Raw genomic sequence first — 19430 nt, forward strand, 5'->3', positions numbered from 1 at the left:
TACCCTTAAATGTAACCCATTATAACCTTAAGAATAAAGGCAACAGTACCTTCTTTTGAACCTTTACAAATACTGCTGTCAACAATAAGTGATAGTTTTTTTTTCATGCTCGAACGATAATATGCCATTTTCTCAACATATCGTCGATCTGTGAAGCCGAGTTCAGGGTATGCTTCGAGTAAATACTGAGCCGATCTGCTGCGATTGTTCTTTACTCCTCCATTTTTAAAACGGAGCAACCTATCCACCAAACTCAAATGTTTAACACCGACGACATTATTGTCATGCAGTCGGTAAAGTATATATGAATCATGATCATAGAACGGCTGCCCCTCTACACAGGCAATGAGAAATATCCACGAATCATGACATCTTGGAACAAGAAAATCCTGCTTGGGGGTTTTACGTTCTACAACAATCTCGGCTAATTCTCTATCGAGCACCATAGTACATCCACTGAATACATTTTGGGTGATATTACCAATAAGACTCATCTCTGGTGGAACAGAAAACCTCATTCCTTCCCTAACACCATTCCTGTAAATGATTTGGTTTGAGCAGTACAACGCTGGTTTTTCAGAATCTTTTATAGTTTTTACAGCTGTTATTAGCTTTTCACTAAGCCAGATATCGTCTTGATCTGCAAAGGCATAATAATCATACTTAGTCTCCTGCTTTACGACCTTCTTTAGCAGAGTAAGGAAGCTCAACCCAGGCCTTAAATTTCTGCCATCAACTATAAGCTTGACATTTCCTTTATTCAAATAACTTCTGACTATGTTAACGGTATTGTCTGTTGAGCCGTCATCACGAACATAAAGAGTTACATCAACATCCTTTTGTGCAAGAATACTATCAATCTGCTCCCCAATGAACTTTTCGCCATTGTAAGAACTCATAATAACTGCAATTCTCGGATTTGACATCATCATTATTCCTTTCACTGAGCTTTATTTCTGCCCATAATAAGCATTTGGTCCATGTTTCCTCAAATAATGCTTATCAAGTATATACTGTTGCATTACCGCTTCTGGATTAATTAGAAATGTTTTAATATCCATTTCTGCTACCTTTTCCATTACTACAGCATGATATACCGAACTATTGGCATCTTTGCCCCATGAGAATGGACCATGATTTTTTACTACTATCCCGGGAACAGCAAGTGGCTTTATGCCGCGCTGTCTGATAGTTTCAACGATGATCTTGCCTGTATTGAGCTCGTAATCTTCCTCGACTTCGTCTTTGGTAAGCTCACGAGTACACGGAATTGCTCCATAGAAATAGTCAGCATGAGTCGTACCAAGTGCGGGAATATCGACACCTGCCTGTGCATATGCAACTGCATTCACAGAATGAGTATGTGTTATTCCGCCTATTTCAGGGAACTGACGATACAACTCAAGATGAGTTTTAGTGTCTGATGACGGCTTCCATTTCCCCTCTACAGTTTCACCTGTAATAAGGTCAACGACTACCATATCATCAGGACTCATACCAACATAATCAACACCTGAGGGCTTGATAACAACAAGCCCATTTTCTCGATTAATTCCGCTGACATTTCCCCAGGTGTAAATCACAACACCTCTGGCAACAAGTTCAAGATTTGCTGCACAAACTTCTTCTTTCAATTTTTCTAACATTTTATCCCTCTACTAATTATAGTTCACGCATAATATTCAGCGTGTGACGTATTCCTTCTTCAACAGTAAACTGACCTTTCCAACCAAGAGCCTCGAGCTTTTTACTACTGAGAACCTGCTTTGCGATAGGAGTCATCTCTGCATTCGCTACTTCATCAGGATCCGCAAAAATAACCTTTGTTCCTGTCTGAGCAGCAACTTCCTTTGCAAAACCAGCTATTGTTGTTCTTGAATTTGAATTAGCAATATTATAAGCATTGCCGCTCTCGCCGCTTGTAAGAACAGAAAGAATAGCCGAAGCAGAATCTGCAAGATAAGTATAAGAGCGCATCTGATTGCCTGCACTATTAAGAACTATATCCTCTCCTGCAAGACCTTTATTTACAAACTGAGCGTTTGCACGATTGTCAGCCTTTGTAACAGTCGGACCATACGTGTGACTAGGTCTAACTATTACTGTATCAATTCCAAACTGCTTTGTATATGAAACACAAAGCGTCTCAGCCGTTCTCTTACCGTTTGGATAGCACGAACGTGCTGATGTAGGATCGACATAGCCTGCATATGATTCTTCAAAAGATTCAAGACTAAGGTCTCCCTGGCCGTAAACTTCTCCTGATGAGATATAGAGCATACGCTTTGTTCCATGCTCTTTACCGTAATCAAGCAGATATTTAGTACCAAGTATATTGCTCATAACAGTTCCAACAGGGTCACTATTAAATGCTGCTGGAAACGCCGGACTTGCTGCATGAATTATATAATCTACAGAAAAATCAAAGTCTGGCAGTTCATTTACGTTGTGCTCAACAAAATGAAGCTTATCCGTGTTGATACCTTCATACCTTGCTGCAAGTCTCTCTGCACTGAGATCCATTGCGTAAACTGTAATGTTGGCATTCATATGCTGATTAGCATAAAGAAGCATATCAGCCATAAATGAACCAATAAGACCAGAACCACCTGCAATAAGAACAGAAGAATTATACAGCTTTTCAAGTCCTACTGTAGCTTTAACAGCTATCTCAATATCTTTTTTGTAGTTTTCGCTTTTATAAAAACTCATAATCAATTAGTCCTTTAACCAGTCTGATCTTTTGGCCTTGAGAAGTGCCTTGAATATATCAATATCTTCTACCGTTGTAAGCTTGATGTTCTTTTCAGAGCCTGCTGAGAAATGAACTTGCTCGCCCATTTCTATCATAAGAGTGCATGAAGCAACAGAATTTGTGATACCTGCTTCAAGAGCTCTTCTGTGAAGATTACATATCTTTCCGATAGTAAAGCCCTGAGGTGTCTGTGTTCTCTTGAGGTTGTCTCTTGGATAGCTTCCTGTTGATTCCTCACCGTTCTCCGTCTGCATCATTGCTTCAGCACAAGGAATTACAGTGATTGCATTCCCATACTTTCTTGTTTTAGCTATACAGTCAGAGATTATCTCTGCTGATACCATAGGACGAATAGCATCATGAATAAGAACGATATCGTCCTTATCAAAATGCTTTTCAAGCTCATAAACGCCATTACGAATAGAATCCTGTCCGTTTTTTCCGCCCGGAACAACATATTTGAGCTTAGTGATGTTGAACTGCTTTGCGTAAGCCCAAAGCACCTGATCCCATCCCTCGATACATACGACTGCAATAGCATCTATCTCAGGATGATTCTGGAATGCCTCCAGTGTGTAAACGATTACAGGACGCTCATGTACAGTTAAAAACTGCTTTGGTATATCCTGATGCATCCTGTTACCGGAACCTCCGGCGATTAATAATCCGATATTAGCCATTTTCATTCTCCTCTTCGTTAATCAACTTGATAACAACCTCCTCAGATATTGCACTTTTTGAAGGTGGGGTCATATAGTCACCATATCGCTTTGTTAGATAAGCGTGTGGATTAGTCGGACCGTAAAAATGATATCCCTCAAAAATCAATTCCTTAGGCTTATCAAACCACTCTTTCTTGTAAGTTATCGCACTAAGGAATGTGATATCAAGTCCATAATAATCTGCGATTTCAAAACTTCTACCTCTATATCTCAGCTTTTTTTCAATCCTACGAATATCACGTTCTCTGTTTTTTTCGCTAAAAAACAACATGAATAGCTTTGATGCGATTACAGCAACTTTTCCATGATTCTGAGGAATTCCCCCCACCAGTAGCTTATAAAGATGTGATCTCATAATATTAGCAAGAAGTCCTACCTTTGTTGGCGGGCAATTGTAGAATGGGTAAATATCCATGTTGACATTTCTCTTCTTAATAACTCTACCATCCTTAATTACTTCACACTTGTGCTTTGTATCGACTATACTCATATCTATCAGCTTAAAAGACGAATCCGTTCTTCTACTTGCAATGAAATAGTCGCCAAATTCCTTTTGATATCTTTCCAGTCTGACAGCGTCTTCGATAGGCATAAGAACATCGACATCATGATCCCAAGGGATAAAACCGTTGTGCCTCATAGCCCCGATGCAAGTGCCATATGCCAGATAGTATCTCAATCCATGCTTGCGACACACTTCATCGAGTTTAACTAGCATTTCTAATTGAAGCTTTTGTATATCATTCATATATATCACCTATTATACTTGAAGCTCAAGCTCTTAATTTTGATTATTACATCCATAAATCGTAAGGAAATGATTCTACAAGTTGATTCTTCATTCTTGCCAAATCCGGAACATTTGCAACCTCCATGGTTATTGCCTTTTGCAAATCGGTTTCAACATGAATTCCTCTTCCTGTTGAGGCATACCAATCCTCATATTTATATCGAAAACGTTCAGGTCGGTCCTCATAGTATATTGCAGGGACACCATATGCCTCCGCAAGAATGATACCATGAAGTGAGCTGCTTATAACCTTTTTGGCTGAGACAATCTTGTCAACAAGACTACAGTAGTCCTTGGTATTCATGCTGACAAGTTGTTCACTATCAACCACCTCTCTTGCCTTTTCAAACATCGAATAGTGCGGAATAACCAGGTAATCAAACTTTTTTTCTTTTGATAAGGGCTGATAAAACAAAGGCAACAACACAGCCGGATCTCCATATATATTTGGACAGGAATGTCCCATTCTAAGTAGTGTCCTTCGTGTATACGGTCCTCTTACACACCTAACGTCAAGCCTGCGAAAAGGTGGTTTGTGAGGCAATGCCCTAAAGCCATTTGGTTCGAAAGCAAATCCACTTCCCCAAACCGTTGCATTCTGATAGCCCATCTGTAATATTGATCCTATCGCATATAAATGCCTTTTTCCACTTATTTTATCATCAAGCGAGAATCCCTTACGTTCCAGCATTGCCCTGACGATGACCTCTGAAAGATAATCACCTATATTACAGCTATCTTTACTGCCACCCTCTTGACGCTCTGCATGGTAATAGTGAAGATTCACTTTGTTTTCATGAGCTCTGTATCTAGGATAATCCAGCATTATTGAATCGGCAGATATGATACTGGAAGCTTCTTTAATCAATCTTGACAGCAACGCATTCACTCCTGAACCTTAATCCTTTTTCACATACTTCTCATAGATGCTCTTTCCAAAGCTTGTCTTATAAATTTTTCGCCTCATAACGCGATATAAAAGCGTAATCTTTCCGAGAAAACGATCTAAAAGAGAAACTTCTCTCCTAACAAGCTTATAGTTATCGTTCCATTCATGCCAAACTGGAACTTCCTTCCAACTTCTCAGAGCCATCATTATACGAAAATACTCGTGTTTATGCTTGTTAAAATAATCAACGTCAAATACATTTTTATACAAATCAAGCTTTTTCAAGCCGTATAGCGCAATCATAGTTCTGCGACACTTATCACATTTGCTACAATTATGCGCCTGTGCAACACATACATTCAGTTTATTATAAGTTATTGGGTATTTAGAAATGAATTGAAGCTTTTCGTTCCTTGATACCTCAGCGCCACTGAGATAAAATTTCAGATTCGGTGTCGATAAACAAGGCAAATTGAGAATATCATAGAACGATGTATCTGTTTCTTTGAATTTAAACTCTGCAAATTCATATGAGCTCGCAAAATAGTATTTACTAAACAGCTTCTGCATAAGAAGCGGTATAGCCAAAGTACGATAGGTATTAGTCGCTTCATGTCCTTGCTTAAGGAATTCATTTATATTTGTATCGACACAAACCATCTCAAGGCCCAACTCATCAGCAACACTCTTAATCCAATCTATTCTTTCATGATATCGTTCTCTTGCCTTATCACCGCCAAAAGCTCCACTAGCTCCAGCGTTGAAGAAAGTCAAATGCGTGACATTGAAATCACTCTTTTCCATTCCAGTATGCTTAAGCAAAGTGTAGAACGAATCTACTCCACCAGATGCAGATGCACCAACAGCGTTCACTCCACTATCATTCGAAAGTGTCCCTGCTTCAGATTTGAGCAGTAGCTTAATGCGCTTATACTTGTGGATGTTTTTTGAAATAGCAGGAATTAAACTGTTTTCAAGTGAATACATCAGTTCCTCAGTTATTGGCTGATCCGAAGTGATATCCAAACTATGCTCCATAGCATAAAGGAGAACATTCACAACAATGCCGTCGATGCGTTCAAATGTGATAGCATTTTTGTATTTACTGTCAAATTCGTACCATATTGTATATTTTTTGTTATCTAATGAAAGGTCAGAATAAAGCCGAACGCCGTTATCTGAATCTTTAATATAAGGTCTCCCTATTTTAAGAATCTTATTTGACATTTTTCTTTCTCCCCATAATCAACATTATGCACAGTATGTTTATTTAGCACAATTAACTCAAATTCTCAACAATCAGCTGATATACTCCCCAGCAGTAATCCTGAACGTACTACCGGTCATCATTGAACTTGCATCCGAGAGCATATATATAATACCTTCAATGTAATCGTCACGCTCGCACATTCTCCCCATCGGAAGATATGCTCCAGCGCGAGCCCTTAGTTCCTCTTCGCTCTCACCCTGTGACCGTCTAAGCTCGACCTCTCCCTCGGTGGGAGTCCAGCCAAGAGTGAGATAATTGCAGCGGATATGCTCAGTCGCATAGTTGTGAGCAATATGCTCCATAAGCGTCCTCAGGACACCCTTGCTACAAGCATAAGCTGCTCTGTCCTTTTCTCCACTCCACGCATGAGCTGAACCAGTTAAGACGATTGAACCACCACCGTTCAGGCGCATATACTTTATTGCCTGCTGGCAACAGAAGAACGCTGCACGGAAATTAATATCCATCACAGCATCAAACGTCTTTTCATCGCAAGTATCAAGCGGAGAAACAGGTGTAATACCCGCATAATTGAAGAAACCGTCAACCTTACCGTAGACTCTGTAAGCCTCGTCGAACAAGTTCCTACAATCATCAACGCTTGTAAGGTCTGTCTTAACGAAGATGCCCTCAGAACCTACAGCCTTGATCGTATCTATTATTACAAGAGCTGCTTTTTCATCACGTCCGCCAATGACGACCTTCGCGCCTTCACGCCCTGCCGCTTCTGCAAAAGCACGCCCAACGCCTTTAGTACCACCAGAAATAACGATAACCTTATCTTTTAATCTCTGTAATTCCATTACTTCAACTCCAGAGCTTCCTCAGCATTAAATCCCTTGAGAAGCATATTATTTCCATTCTCGTCGTAAACGCGTACCGCTTTCTCATAATAATTAAGCTTGTCAGCAAGTTCCTGCTTAGAATTACAAACAAGATACAGTCTTGTAAGAACCTGCTTCTCATTACCAATCCACTCAGGAACGACTGTATCGCCTTCATGAAGTCTCTGAATGTTAGCAACTACGCAACTGTCTTTATCAAGGTCATCAAGTCCTTCGATCTTAGCGATCTTGCCCTGCTTGAGTAAAAACCACTTTGTTGCAGCCCATTTGCCGCGAAGTCTTGTATCGTCATCCTTAGTGAGGTCAATATCTCCCTCTGAGCCTGTCAGAGCAAAACGGATAAGCATTTCTCTCTGATCGAAACCGTGGATTGCTTTCATAAGGAGATGAGGAGCTTCACCCTGAAGACGGAAGCCTGTATCATAAACATAGAAATCATCATTTTCAAAGAAGCCCGAAAGCATGAGAATACCATTCTCAATACCGATTTCCTTGAACATACGCAGAGCATTGTCGTGCATACGGCTAAAGTACACATCAAGATGCTTTGAAGGGTATGTACCGCCAAGACAAACCCTGCTGAGGCCCGGCTGTTCATCAGTAGTGTAACGGTCATATATGCAGGAAGCACTGCAAACGCCGTCCTTGAATGTATAATACATTCCCATATCTTCGCACTGCATATACTTTTCAACAATAAAGCGTTTCTTAAATGAAGCATCAAGAGCTTTTTTTACACCTTCTCTGAGTTCTTCCTCATTAAAGGCAACTGTCATTCCAACACCACCGCCGTTATCGACAGGCTTTACCATAACAGGATACTGTATCTTATCAAGATCCTCGCGCTTCATCTCAGCATCAAGTTTGAACTCAGGAATTCCGTGTACGCCATAGCGCTCACAAGTAGCCTTGAATTCATCTTTAAACGCAAATACATCTACAATTTTCTGAGTTGCATAGCAAGGGAGATTGAGAGCATCGCAAACCTTGCAGTACATAGGGACAAGAATGTCAGCTACTCCGACAAGAACGCCGTCCACATTTTCGTCTTTTGCAATCTTGATAACAGCATCAGCATCAAGGCCTTCAAAATCATAAGATTTCCACGCGTAAGCCTTCGCGGGATCGGTATGCCTTGCAGAAGCAACTATTGTTTTGATTCCCCAATTGTTAGCTATTTCAACAAGCGGAATAGTCTCCGGATTTCCACCCAGTATAAGCAGCTTCTTGCCTTCAAACTCTCTTTCCATTTCAACTTCTCCTTTTATATTATTATTCCTTCACCGAGGCTCATCAAGAGCACTCTATCATCAGGATACTCATTTCTCATTATTTCAAGGAATCTACCTGGATTGCCGCCATGCGTTGCAAACATTCCAAAATGACACGGTATTGTGAGCTTGCTTCCAAGAGCGTGAGCATACTCAGCAAATTCCTTTTCATTCATATTACCGAACGCTCCGTTTATCGGACCAATAACCACATCAAGCTGACCCAGATTCTTGATATCATTTACTCGATCCATTCGCAGGCAGGTATCGCCTGCCATATATACCTTTTTGCCGTCCACAGTAATAACTGCTCCAACTGCATCAGGAGCGCCCTTGCCGTGATCGCACTCAACAAAATCAATGTGAAATTCACCGCAATCAACACTGTCACCCGGCTTGATATACAACGTATTCTCACCAGTCATCATAAGCCGATTTACTTCTGCTTCGCAATTGATTGAAGCGAAAAGTTTGGTATGATGATTGCTCATGAGCTGAGGTATCGCATCCATATCAAAATGATCGAAATGAGGATGGGTAGCTACAAGGCAGTCAAATTGAAGCTCAAACGGATCAAGTATCTTAGGTACAAGCCTCTTGAATCCCATGTGCCCTTCAACACGTTCAACGCATTCCGAAAGACAAAGATCAAAACCAAGAAGCTGTCCGTTTTTACTTTTTATAATATATCCGGCTTGTCCGATAAAAAACAGGTGCGTTTCGCCGAGCTTGGCGGAAAGAATCCTTATTGCTGTATCATTCATAGCTTTACCTTACTTACAATTCAGATAACGTCCGAGCAATTCTTCTCTGATAGCTTCTTCGCAGCTTACTATCAATATCTTTTCCTTGCTAAGACCGTAATCAAGAAGTCTGTTGCATATATTCTTAGCGAGCAGTCTATCAACTGTCGCAATGAGGACATAGTCATATTCAAGCTTTGTTATGCTTTCAACAGGATCAACATCCATACAGCAGCGTCTGTACTCCCAATAATCATCGTCTACCCAGCCAATAACATCGCATCTTGAGTTTTCAAGGAAACGATTCATAAGCTGCTGACCAAAAGTACCTGCGCTATAAACAATAAGCTTCTTTCCATCTATTTTTGAACCATAAGGCGTAAACTCAGGCTCAGTTTCTGTAGCGTCAAGTATTCCGCCTGAACGAATTATACAAATACTCAGAACATAATCTGTTACCTGTTTGATAAGGTCATACTCATTATTATTCTGCTTTGCAAAATTAAACAGATAATCGTACAAATATCTGAGCTTTTTCGCTTCATTTGCAAATGATTCGCTCTTTTTAAGCATAGAATCTTCACGCTGACGATAATGGTACGCACAGTTATCTGTAATGCATACTCTTTTAGCAGCCAACAATGCGGGATAAGTTACCGCACCGTCTTCTCCAATTGATATTCTGTCATCAACGTTGAGCTGTGATTCCATTAAAACCTCTCTTTTGAAAAGCTTATTCCACACATATGTTGTAACTCCCGGGCGATAAAACTCGCCGTTGGAGATCATATTTCTATATAATTCTTCAAGCTTTGCCCCCTCATAGATTCCAGAAGGTAAGCTGTTTGTAAAATGCACACTTCTTTCAAAAAGGTCGCGGCTCTGTCCGGCACAAGCAATATCCGAATTGCTTGTAACGATTGAGGTGTATAAGGCCTCATAGAAGCCTGCTCCTACCCAGTCATCGCCATCCACATAGCCTACATATTCACCATTTGATGCAAGCAAACCAGCCTTTCGAGCTGAAACAAGTCCACCGTTTTCTTTGTGAATAACCTTGATACGATTATCCTTCTTTGCATACAAATCACATATTTCAGGACATCTGTCAGGAGAACCGTCGTCAACAAGTATTATTTCAAGATTCTTATACGTCTGATTCATCAAACTCTCGATACATATTCCAACGTATCTTTCTATCTTATATATCGGAACAATAACGCTTATAAGTGAATTCTTGTTTTGCAATTATTCCACCTCACTTACAGTAGCTTTTTTCTCATTTACATAATCAATAAAATCACCCATTGTTGCTTCGCCTTCAGCCGAAATGCCATCTCTTTTAAGAACAATTTTCACAGTATCAATTATAATCTTAATATCGCCCCAAAAAGTAATATGCTTAACATACTTAAGGTCATACTCAAATCTTTCATCCCATGTTGAAGCATTCCGCCCATGAGCTTGTGCATAACCAGTTAATCCCGGACGTACATCATGACGATGATGCTGCTCTTTCGAATAATAAGGAAGATACTTCACAAGCAGCGGTCTCGGTCCGATAATAGACATATCACCAACAAGGATATTGAATAATTCAGGGAGTTCATCCATACTTGTACTTCTGAGCCACTTACCATAGGAAGTAAGTCTCTTTTCGTCAGGAAGCAACTTGCCGTTCTTGTCCTTTTTATTGTTCATGGTGCGGAACTTTATAAGCTTGAATATCTTTTCTCTCTTACCGGGACGTTCCTGCGTGAAAAACGGATTACCGCCCATCTCAACAGCTCCTACAATAGTCAGAATAAGAAGAAGCGGTGATAGAACAATTATCGCACCGAGCGAAAGTGTAAAGTCAAGCAAACGCTTAAAGTACTTTGCATACATTATTCAAAACAACTCCTGATAAGTTCGATTATGATATCCTGCTGTTCGGGTGTCATCTTATTATCACTCGGGAGGCAAAGACCTCTCTCGAAGATGTCGGCACCGACATCACAAGCCTCTCCTCTGTCGATATAAGCATTGGACTGTCCGCGTCCGTTGCCGTTCGCTGTAACGAAACCGTTCATACGGTAGATAGGCTGCATATGCATGGGCTTCCATATCGGACGTCCCTCAGCATTGAATTTTGCAAGAGTCTCAAGTATCTCGGTAGGGCAGGTCTTGCCCTGCTCTGAGATGTACATAGGCTCGTTTTCGCTGCGGACCTGCTTGCACATCGCTTCCTTGTCGATGAGAAGGCAGCTGAGCCAGTAGTTCGGTACGCTGTTCTTCTCGTCAAAAGGATTCATTGTAACAGGAAGTCCCTTGAAGCCTTCCTTATAGCGCTCGTATATCGCCTTCTTCTGAGCAATATGCTCGTCGAGGTAATTCATCTGTCCGCGAACAACACCTGCGATAACATTCGACATACGGTAGTTGTAGCCGATCTCCTCGTGCTGATACCACGGAGCAGCCTCTCTTGACTGAGTTGACCACTTGCGTACCTTATCAGCATCGTCCTTGCTGTTTGTGAGGAACATACCACCCGAAGAACCGGTGATTATTTTGTTTCCGTTGAAGCTGATAGCGCTGTAATCTCCGAAGCAGCCTGTTTCTATGCCCTTGTATGTAGCTCCGAACGACTCAGCAGCGTCCTCAACTATGAGAGCACCGTGCTTGTCGCAAATCGCTCTAATCTCATCTATCTTTCCGGGAATACCGTAGAGATGCGCTACGACTACGAGCTTAACATCAGGATATATCTCAAAAGCTTTTTCAAGAGCTTTAGGGCACATATTCCATGTATCAGGCTCAGTATCAATAAAAACAGCCTCACCGTCTTCATAAGCAACAGGGTTTACGGTAGCGTCGAACGTCATATCCGAGCAAAACACCTTATGTCCCTGAAGTGTTCCACAGTTAGGCTTAGCTTGTCCATAAAGCTTTTCGCCTGCAAGCTTGGTAGCAAGGTGGAGTGAAGCTGTGCCGCACGAAAGAGCTACAGCATACTTTACTCCTGCATACTCTGCAACGAGCTTCTCGACCTCGTTTACATTTTCGCCTGCAGTTGTTATCCAGTTTTTCTCAAATGCGTCGTTTACCCACTTCTGCTCGTCTCCGTGCATTGTGGGAGATGAAAGCCATACTTCCTTCTCAAACGGTTTGATGTTGTTCTTGTTGACAAACATTTTCTGCTTTTTCTCCTATCCACTTGGTGTTGGTCGGTTCCTTTTAAGCAACAGAACCAATATAATATTCGCTCAACTTAAGGAGCTTTATTATGCTTAGCATCGTTCAAAAGTAAACGCAGCTATCATAAGTATTCCTTTTTCACGTTACTCGAGCCAATAAAAGCGGCACAAAGATGACATTCCGTATTTTTGTGCCGAGTTAAAGATAATAAACTTAATCAATTGTGTGCAGGCGTAGAGACCTGTACATTATTAATTATACATTTAAGGGCAGAAAAAAGCAAGCGGAAAAATCGGGTAATGTCAAAAGCCCAAATATTTTTGGTGTTTTTCACAAAAATAACACATTACCTGCTGTGGAAATAGCATAAAAAAATATACCTCAAGGAATATTCTTTTTGAGATTTGCAATCTGTAAAAAGCAAATTCAAAGCATATTTTTATCATAGGAAATGCGATTTGACTTTTCTATTATAAATGTATTATAAATATGGTGTAACAAGTCATCGCTTCACAGCGTAAAACGACAAATTTTTGCCAAAAAAATATGCGATTATATCAACTGATTGTATTAAAACGAGGCGCGCATTAAGCGCGCCTCAGATTCTCCAGCAGTAAGCCCTCGATGCAGGGATACAGTTCAGCGCTGCCCGAGAGATAATACACGACCTTATACTTACTGTCGCTTTTCTTTGACAAGAGCTTCTTGGTCAGCTCGGCACGGTCGACCTCTGCCTGCTCCTCGTTCGTGAGCCATACCTCGTAATACCGCATTTTTTGATTATCCTTGATCAGCATATCACCATCTCCTCAGTAAAAACAGCCGCAATACTCCTCGCAGATGTCCTCGCCTATCATGAGCTTGACCTCCCGCAGAGTCTCGCGGAGCAGGCTGTGGTCGGTGAGCATCTCCTCGATTTCGCTTGGAGTATAGCCATACTCAAGCAGGAGTTCCACATCTGCCGTATCCACTCCGAAACAGCGGCAATACAGAAAGAGCATTTCCTCATGTTCACCGTAATAGCAGTCGTCGCCGTACCACCACTTACCGCTCGAAAAATGCGAATATTTGGGAGCAGGTTGGAACTGCGAGCGGGTAATATTGCCGTTTTTGTCAATTTTAAGTATGTCTCCCTCGTCAATGTCTATCTGCTCATAAGCGAATATGTTCAGCCCTATGCGCTTCATCGCAGCTCGCATTATTGTGTCCGTGCTCGCGTAAACGAAAAGTCCGAGCGACTTGAAATGGAGCAGAGTTAGCGGGTTATTCCCCTTGACGAAATAAAGCGAGTTATCCTCGTCAAGCAGACTGAAAGTAAAGCTCCCCTGCACCGTCTCAGCCATGTATCGCAGAGAATCGAAATCGAGCTTGTTCTGTGATTCTATGAGCTGGACTGCTATGTACGAGTCAGTCTCGATATTCGTCGCAGGGAGCTGCTTTTCCTTGCGCAGGGACTTATCGTTGTACAGGCAGCCGTTATGTGCAAAGGCGAAGTCTATACCCGCATGACCTAAAAATGGGTGGTTGTTTATGTTATGCTTCTCGCTGCCTTGCGTGCTAAGACGCGTGTGACCCATTACAGCACGCACGCCATCGGGTGGGTTGAAATGCAGCTTGTGAGCCGGTTTCGGGCGCTTGTAGACAACGACTTCGGCGTCCTTGACATACGAAATACCTGCCGCATCAGTACCGCGTTCTTCTGCGGCATTTGCGAGAGACTGAGTCATTTTCCTGATTATCCGATGCGGGATAAGTCCCTGATAATCGAGGAATCCGAACAAACTGCACATTTACCTGTCCTCCTTGTATGTAACATCGAGAAGCCTCGTATTATTCTCGTTTACGGCTTCTTTCACGACTTCGCCTATCTTGTCCACGAGCACCGTCGTTGCGATGATTGCGGCAATTTTCAGTATCTCTCCCGCAGGACTTCCTGCAGGCAGTGTCTTTATCAGATCTGTCGGTTTCATTACATTTCCTCCTCCGTTGTAACCTCGTCGTTTACGTATAACTGGCGTTCTTTCAAGTATGTGATGAGCTCCGGTTCGGTGATGCTTTTCACAAAATCCGACCATGACATCTTAGCAATATCGTCCTCGGTCTGAGTTGACGCGATATCGCATATCTCGTTGACCAGCTCAAGCGCGGCTATGAGGGTATTCCGCTTCAGCGTACCGCGAAAAATGCGGAACTCTATGGTTGAATAGTTCTGCAGGTTGACGGCAGCATACCGTCCAAGATTCCCCTTTTTTGCCTTTTCAAGGATGTCCCTGCCATTCTTTTCATACCCGTATCGAGCCGCCCAGCGATTGATCGAGTATTCGCTTCTGCGGCTGAATTTTAATAACTCTGCCCAGTGGCTCTCGACAAAGAATAAGATGTGACTGATTACAACCTCCTGCTCGTCCTGCGTGTCACCGAGCGAATCGCGGTTCACATGAACATGGAGCCCACAGGTTTTGGTCTGGTGGCTGCGGTAGCCCATATCTATTGCCTTCTTCATCAGCTGCTCCCAGCAGAATTCTTTATGGTACTTTAATGCCATCGGGAAAGTTACGAGCTCAAAGCCCTCGTCGAGGCTGCCGTCACTCTTGCAATATAGGTTTTCTTCGTCAGAATTTGCAATGGTGAGCAGATCTTCGGCATTCTCGGAGTAGCATCCTGCTCCGTCTATCTCGAGCTCCACACCAAAGAAACGTTTGGATTCTCCGCGGAATTTTGGCTCTGGCTTGTAGCTGTATTCGTGTATAATGCGGCTGCGGTCAATTATGTCGCGATAGCACTCGGAGCAGTAATCGTCGCCGTCGACATGGTACGCGTCGTCGTTCCTCAAAAGTGTGTTGCACTCAATACAGCGGGTGTAGTGGTTTTGGTAACATGATGAACACAGCGTGGTATATTCATCGCCGTAACAGTCTGAGTCCCACACACGTGCTCCGCAGCACTCACAGGTCTGCGTAAACCGTTCGATACAGTCCCCGCATACGACCTCACCCTGGACCATTTCATAATCATCGTTGTTTATCAGCACGCCGCAATGACTGCAATATAGCCTGTTTTCGTCTTTCTTGTCCATTTCTTACCTCCGTAAAATGAAAATGCCAGCCCTTTCGGGCTGGCGTTCGTGTTTTAGTATTCGCTGGCAAGCAGCATTGTTGAGTGCCCTCCGTCATCTATCACGTAGAGCTTTTCCGCGACAGGATTCTCCGACGGTAAAAGGTACGTTTTGCTGTACTCGGGCTGCTCGCTCCTGTGGGTTATCGACTGCATACAGCCGATTTTTTTCAAATCAAAGATTTGAAGATGGTCGCGCGGCTCGGGCAGCTGGTCGATTAGCTGCCAGATGAAAAGTTGTAGCTCGCGAGGTATGCTGCTGTCTACTCCGCACGTCAGAAATCGCTCGTTATCGAACATTGGATTCTTCTCCTCTCACAGTAATTTGGTGACAATTTCTCATGCCGTAGAAATAATATATATACGGAGAAAAAGAATAATCGGAGCAGACTGTGAAAGGACAAAAATATCAATCGATATTATGAAATAATTATTATTTCATAATAATTATATATATTTACAAAATCAAAATAATAGGGATTTTCGCCATTTTACTGTTTGAGACTGATATCCGCAGCTAAAACCGCACCATTAAGGATCGGCAAAGCTGTATGTATGAAACAAGCCTTGAGTTTTACCCAAGGCTTTGCTGTGAGGTATAGTTTTTATAGTTCTGATCATGGCAATTTAATGATTTGTATTCGCTTCAAGCATATTGAAAATACTCTCTTTTTTTATCACGGAAATGTACATATATGTAATTCCGTATTACGATCGTTCTATACTTATATCCTGTAAATATAATATATTTTACTATATCAGGTAGAATGGAGGGTTGAAGTAATATATACAGAATCATCACATACGGAATAATTACAATGCTTAGGAGGATTCATCATGAAAAATCAGAGAGAACCCAAAGTACCGTTACCACTCAAAGTGCCTAAGTCGCTGTTCGATGAGATCGAGCAGGAGGCTAAGGATAAGGGAGTACCTCGCTCGGATGTCGCTTTGTACAGGCTCCAGCACTATCCCATACCGCTCACACCTGAACTTATGTATCAGTTACAGAACGATGCAAACAAAAAGTACGCGGAGCTCAAACCCGATATGCCCGATGAGGCGATAAGAATACAAAAGGAGGTCATGAACTTATGGAAACAATTAAATTGATCAAGCACACTCACGGCGATGACAAATGCCTGCGCAATGTCGTGAATTATCCCATTGGAAAGGATCAGGTGCTGAAGGAAGGATTCGGTATAGATCCGGACAACTCCCGCAATGCCGCAAAGCAATTCAAAGCAGTTGCCAAGTTCCACAACAATGAGGATAATACCCCCGTTTTCCACTATGTGACATCATTCACAAACGAAACAGCTTCAACCGCGAAAGAAGCAATGGAACTTACCAAAAGGATTTTCGAGCCTTATCTCGGCTCTCATCTCGCGGGGATAGGTATACATATTAATACTCAAACAGATAATACTATTCCGAATGAAATTAAAGATACTTATCATATGATCAATTGTGCAATGTCAGTTTTCAACAGGATCTCATATGATAAAGCTTATAATAGCTCCACTATTCCATATGTCGAATACTTCACTGAAAACGACATTAATCTGATAAACAGCTTTTTGCTCAACATTGACAGAACTGGTCAATACCCGATCAAGAGAATAATCGAGAGCTTTGTTAATCAACTGAACAGGGCTTTTCGTTACAACTTCAAATGTCTTCCTCTTACAGCGTATATTATTGATGATGTGACAGATGAGGTCGTTCTCACAGATGAAGAATTCATCTATATTGATCCAACAGCATTTGATTCACTTATTATCCCATATATGGATATACAGATCAAACATCGCCCATTAATAAAAACGCTCTTCAACAATAAAATAATAACAGGTGAGTACCATTATTGCTGCAGGCTTCAATACATTGATGTCTTCCTAAAAACACACCAAATCTACCGATACAGAATTGATCGCAGCATTCTTTCTACTGAAAGTCAGATTTCAATTAACAAAGCAGAAAACTCATTATTCTTCCATGAATTGTCTTCGATTCATAATAGCAGGTTTATCCCATTTATAATGGATGAAGACAGCGCTACATGGGCTGGACGAATTATTGAAAATGGAACAAAATCTAATAACCATATGCTGATTACAGGGGAATCTGCCTCTGGAAAATCCCATATGATGATAAGGATAGCAGCCTACCTTGCTGAATTGGGCGAGCGTGTTATTATGCTTGATTCAAGCAATTCCAACACTGTCGACGAGCTAAAGGGAGCACTCTCAGAAGAGTTCTTTAATGATAACATCATAGTTTACCATCTCGAAAAACAAGATTTTCCCATTGATCCCTTTTCAGTTGAAGGCATTAGCAGAAAAGACAGCAAAGCAAATCATATCTTCAATATTCTTCACTCAGCTGTCTATGATTCCTCCGAAGCTCAGAACGCTAAACTCAAAACGCTGATTTATGAGAATATCGACGCACTCGAAAAAGATGGAAGAATTCTTCCAAGCGATATAAAGAGTATACTTGTAAAAGACGGCTCGACAATTTCAGCTCTACGCGACAAATTGATCCCATTACTTGTTACACTTGAAAATGGTATTAATTATGAAAAAACATGGTCAGATTATTTAAACTGTCCTAAAAAGATCATAGTCTTTTCTTTGGAGACATCTTTTAAAGAGCAAGGGAGAAAGCTGTTTGATATCCTTCTTGCTTCATTATACTTGTACCACGTAAAACACAGGTATTCAAATCTTTGGTTATGTATCGATGAAATACGCGAACAAAACCTAAAAGAAGACGGTGTAATCAATATGATCTTCACACAAGGAAGAAAAAACAGAATGAACATCATCGGAGCAACACAAGGATTTGAATTGTCACGTTCGGAAGAGTGGACTACACTTAATAACGCTAAAACCAAAGTGTTTTTCAAACCGCTTTCCACATCAATCACTGATATTTTGAAAGAATTGGATATGTCACAATCCAAACGTTCTGTTTTCACGAATATGCAGCAACGAGAGTGCATAATCAAATCTGAACTATACAGTAAAAAAGAAAAAAACAACCAGCCTGCTATAGTAAGAGGATTTGTACCAAATCACTACATATCAATAAAAGACTTGATTGACTCAGATCCTGCTGAAACTCAAAATCAAAATTAGTTTTTTTAGGCACTCCATATGGAGTGCCTTTTTTTAGTTGCTGGCAAACAGCATTCTTTCAACCTGTCCATTCAATAGTGTCCATATCAATACCATAAAACCATATTTTTTTATTATCCGACTAACTTGTATTTAGAATTAGAAGAGCTATCTGATAATTCACAGCAATTACTTCAAAACGCTTTTTCATGGATCAAGATGTCTGAAATCCGGATTTGTGGGAAGAATAATAAGGAAGGAGGGGTAGCGTGGAAGTAGTTGATAAAAGCAGTAAGGGCCGCATTGAAGTGTGGCTCACGAACGAGGAGCAGGCTCAGTACGACCGCAGCGAGCTGACGCGCCTGCTCCTGTCCAAGGTCAAGAACGGTAAAAAATGCCGAGTTGTGTTCTTTATGTCGGGCAACGAGGAGCTGAAACCAAATATCGAGCGGCTTCTGCTCGCGAATCTTAAAAGCTGCTGAACAGCAATAATAAACATCCCCCGGCAGAGCCGGGGGTTTTTCCTTAAACGCCCCATAGGGGCTCATGGTACAAGCCACGCCTGAAAAGGCGTAGCAACACGGACGCATGCGGCTACGTTTTCCTGCGTTTTATTACTGCTTACCCGTTAAACGGGTTTGTATCGTCCAATGTCAGCTGACCCGCCATTCTGTCTTCTTCAAGCTGCCGCTGTATGTACTCTGTTATTGCCTTTGTATTTTTACCTACTGT

At 41.6% G+C, this 19430-nt stretch carries 21 protein-coding genes; 3 read left to right on the forward strand and 18 right to left on the reverse strand.

Features of this window, described 5'->3' with window-relative positions:
• Nucleotides 1–5 precede the first annotated feature (5 nt).
• The 18 genes from BMX22_RS14620 to BMX22_RS14705 form a co-directional block, all read right to left on the reverse strand.
• Complete coding sequence (locus tag BMX22_RS14620; RefSeq protein ID WP_074743267.1) at nt 6–926, reverse strand: glycosyltransferase family 2 protein; 921 nt, start codon at nt 924–926, stop codon at nt 6–8.
• A 24-nt stretch (nt 927–950) separates the two neighbouring features.
• Nucleotides 951–1646 carry an L-ribulose-5-phosphate 4-epimerase gene (locus tag BMX22_RS14625; protein WP_074743269.1) on the reverse strand — a complete coding sequence of 232 codons (696 nt, stop codon included), beginning with the start codon at nt 1644–1646 and terminating at the stop codon, nt 951–953.
• Between the two features lie 16 nt (nt 1647–1662).
• Nucleotides 1663–2712 carry an NAD-dependent epimerase/dehydratase family protein gene (locus BMX22_RS14630; protein WP_074743271.1) on the reverse strand — a complete coding sequence of 350 codons (1050 nt, stop codon included), beginning with the start codon at nt 2710–2712 and terminating at the stop codon, nt 1663–1665.
• A gap of 6 nt (nt 2713–2718) precedes the next feature.
• A complete protein-coding gene (locus tag BMX22_RS14635) occupies nt 2719–3435 on the reverse strand; it encodes an IspD/TarI family cytidylyltransferase (RefSeq protein WP_074743273.1) in 717 nt (238 codons plus the stop codon).
• Nucleotides 3428–4225, reverse strand: coding sequence for a LicD family protein (locus BMX22_RS14640; protein ID WP_074743275.1), 798 nt, complete (start codon nt 4223–4225; stop codon nt 3428–3430). The genes BMX22_RS14635 and BMX22_RS14640 overlap by 8 nt, the downstream gene beginning before the upstream one ends.
• A 46-nt stretch (nt 4226–4271) precedes the next feature.
• Nucleotides 4272–5147, reverse strand: coding sequence for a polysaccharide pyruvyl transferase family protein (locus BMX22_RS14645; protein WP_081349245.1), 876 nt, complete (start codon nt 5145–5147; stop codon nt 4272–4274).
• A gap of 18 nt (nt 5148–5165) precedes the next feature.
• Complete coding sequence (locus BMX22_RS14650; protein ID WP_074743276.1) at nt 5166–6383, reverse strand: hypothetical protein; 1218 nt, start codon at nt 6381–6383, stop codon at nt 5166–5168.
• Nucleotides 6384–6455: 72 nt separating this feature from the next.
• Nucleotides 6456–7229 carry an SDR family NAD(P)-dependent oxidoreductase gene (locus BMX22_RS14655; protein ID WP_074743278.1) on the reverse strand — a complete coding sequence of 258 codons (774 nt, stop codon included), beginning with the start codon at nt 7227–7229 and terminating at the stop codon, nt 6456–6458.
• Nucleotides 7229–8521 (reverse strand): ATP-grasp domain-containing protein, encoded by a 1293-nt coding sequence (locus BMX22_RS14660; protein WP_074743280.1) that lies wholly within the window; start codon nt 8519–8521, stop codon nt 7229–7231. Before BMX22_RS14660 ends, BMX22_RS14655 begins: the two co-directional genes overlap by 1 nt.
• A gap of 14 nt (nt 8522–8535) precedes the next feature.
• Nucleotides 8536–9306, reverse strand: coding sequence for an MBL fold metallo-hydrolase (locus tag BMX22_RS14665; protein ID WP_074743282.1), 771 nt, complete (start codon nt 9304–9306; stop codon nt 8536–8538).
• Nucleotides 9307–9315: 9 nt separating this feature from the next.
• On the reverse strand, nt 9316–10533 hold the full coding sequence (locus BMX22_RS14670) for a glycosyltransferase family 2 protein (RefSeq protein WP_074743284.1): 1218 nt from the start codon (nt 10531–10533) through the stop codon (nt 9316–9318).
• Entirely contained in the window at nt 10534–11172 is a 639-nt protein-coding gene (locus BMX22_RS14675; protein WP_074743286.1) for a sugar transferase, read from the reverse strand.
• Nucleotides 11172–12458 carry a DegT/DnrJ/EryC1/StrS family aminotransferase gene (locus BMX22_RS14680; RefSeq protein ID WP_074743288.1) on the reverse strand — a complete coding sequence of 429 codons (1287 nt, stop codon included), beginning with the start codon at nt 12456–12458 and terminating at the stop codon, nt 11172–11174. The genes BMX22_RS14675 and BMX22_RS14680 overlap by 1 nt, the downstream gene beginning before the upstream one ends.
• A 591-nt stretch (nt 12459–13049) precedes the next feature.
• Nucleotides 13050–13259, reverse strand: a complete 210-nt coding sequence (locus BMX22_RS14685) for a hypothetical protein (protein ID WP_074743290.1) — start codon at nt 13257–13259, stop codon at nt 13050–13052.
• A 12-nt stretch (nt 13260–13271) separates the two neighbouring features.
• Nucleotides 13272–14252, reverse strand: coding sequence for a class II glutamine amidotransferase (locus tag BMX22_RS14690; RefSeq protein WP_074743292.1), 981 nt, complete (start codon nt 14250–14252; stop codon nt 13272–13274).
• The gene (locus BMX22_RS14695; RefSeq protein WP_074743294.1) at nt 14253–14432 is read right to left on the reverse strand and encodes a hypothetical protein; all 180 of its coding nucleotides are present in this window, start codon (nt 14430–14432) and stop codon (nt 14253–14255) included.
• Complete coding sequence (locus BMX22_RS14700; protein WP_074743296.1) at nt 14432–15538, reverse strand: amidoligase family protein; 1107 nt, start codon at nt 15536–15538, stop codon at nt 14432–14434. The genes BMX22_RS14695 and BMX22_RS14700 overlap by 1 nt, the downstream gene beginning before the upstream one ends.
• Before the next feature lie 53 nt (nt 15539–15591).
• Nucleotides 15592–15876, reverse strand: coding sequence for a DUF960 domain-containing protein (locus BMX22_RS14705; RefSeq protein WP_074743298.1), 285 nt, complete (start codon nt 15874–15876; stop codon nt 15592–15594).
• Between the two features lie 537 nt (nt 15877–16413).
• Between BMX22_RS14705 and BMX22_RS14710 the strand changes: the two genes are divergently transcribed.
• From BMX22_RS14710 to BMX22_RS14720, 3 genes are all read left to right on the forward strand, one after another.
• A complete protein-coding gene (locus BMX22_RS14710) occupies nt 16414–16689 on the forward strand; it encodes a hypothetical protein (RefSeq protein WP_074743300.1) in 276 nt (91 codons plus the stop codon).
• Nucleotides 16671–18719 carry a relaxase/mobilization nuclease domain-containing protein gene (locus tag BMX22_RS14715; protein ID WP_074743302.1) on the forward strand — a complete coding sequence of 683 codons (2049 nt, stop codon included), beginning with the start codon at nt 16671–16673 and terminating at the stop codon, nt 18717–18719. Before BMX22_RS14710 ends, BMX22_RS14715 begins: the two co-directional genes overlap by 19 nt.
• 248 nt (nt 18720–18967) lie before the next feature.
• On the forward strand, nt 18968–19180 hold the full coding sequence (locus tag BMX22_RS14720; RefSeq protein ID WP_074743304.1) for a hypothetical protein: 213 nt from the start codon (nt 18968–18970) through the stop codon (nt 19178–19180).
• Nucleotides 19181–19430: the final 250 nt, after the last annotated feature.

Source organism: Ruminococcus sp. YRD2003 (assembly GCA_900109435.1).
Lineage (GTDB): Bacteria > Bacillota > Clostridia > Oscillospirales > Ruminococcaceae > Ruminococcus > Ruminococcus flavefaciens_G.

Coding starts and splice junctions, on each gene's coding strand:
- BMX22_RS14650 (WP_074743276.1), bottom strand. CDS start 6,383: ATGTCAAATAAGATTCTTAAAATAGGGAGACCTTATATTAAAGATTCA.
- BMX22_RS14655 (WP_074743278.1), bottom strand. CDS start 7,229: ATGGAATTACAGAGATTAAAAGATAAGGTTATCGTTATTTCTGGTGGT.
- BMX22_RS14635 (WP_074743273.1), bottom strand. CDS start 3,435: ATGGCTAATATCGGATTATTAATCGCCGGAGGTTCCGGTAACAGGATG.
- BMX22_RS14715 (WP_074743302.1), top strand. CDS start 16,671: ATGGAAACAATTAAATTGATCAAGCACACTCACGGCGATGACAAATGC.
- BMX22_RS14690 (WP_074743292.1), bottom strand. CDS start 14,252: ATGTGCAGTTTGTTCGGATTCCTCGATTATCAGGGACTTATCCCGCAT.
- BMX22_RS14710 (WP_074743300.1), top strand. CDS start 16,414: ATGAAAAATCAGAGAGAACCCAAAGTACCGTTACCACTCAAAGTGCCT.
- BMX22_RS14625 (WP_074743269.1), bottom strand. CDS start 1,646: ATGTTAGAAAAATTGAAAGAAGAAGTTTGTGCAGCAAATCTTGAACTT.
- BMX22_RS14640 (WP_074743275.1), bottom strand. CDS start 4,225: ATGAATGATATACAAAAGCTTCAATTAGAAATGCTAGTTAAACTCGAT.
- BMX22_RS14665 (WP_074743282.1), bottom strand. CDS start 9,306: ATGAATGATACAGCAATAAGGATTCTTTCCGCCAAGCTCGGCGAAACG.
- BMX22_RS14700 (WP_074743296.1), bottom strand. CDS start 15,538: ATGGACAAGAAAGACGAAAACAGGCTATATTGCAGTCATTGCGGCGTG.
- BMX22_RS14705 (WP_074743298.1), bottom strand. CDS start 15,876: ATGTTCGATAACGAGCGATTTCTGACGTGCGGAGTAGACAGCAGCATA.
- BMX22_RS14660 (WP_074743280.1), bottom strand. CDS start 8,521: ATGGAAAGAGAGTTTGAAGGCAAGAAGCTGCTTATACTGGGTGGAAAT.
- BMX22_RS14630 (WP_074743271.1), bottom strand. CDS start 2,712: ATGAGTTTTTATAAAAGCGAAAACTACAAAAAAGATATTGAGATAGCT.
- BMX22_RS14620 (WP_074743267.1), bottom strand. CDS start 926: ATGTCAAATCCGAGAATTGCAGTTATTATGAGTTCTTACAATGGCGAA.
- BMX22_RS14695 (WP_074743294.1), bottom strand. CDS start 14,432: ATGAAACCGACAGATCTGATAAAGACACTGCCTGCAGGAAGTCCTGCG.
- BMX22_RS14680 (WP_074743288.1), bottom strand. CDS start 12,458: ATGTTTGTCAACAAGAACAACATCAAACCGTTTGAGAAGGAAGTATGG.
- BMX22_RS14675 (WP_074743286.1), bottom strand. CDS start 11,172: ATGTATGCAAAGTACTTTAAGCGTTTGCTTGACTTTACACTTTCGCTC.
- BMX22_RS14685 (WP_074743290.1), bottom strand. CDS start 13,259: ATGCTGATCAAGGATAATCAAAAAATGCGGTATTACGAGGTATGGCTC.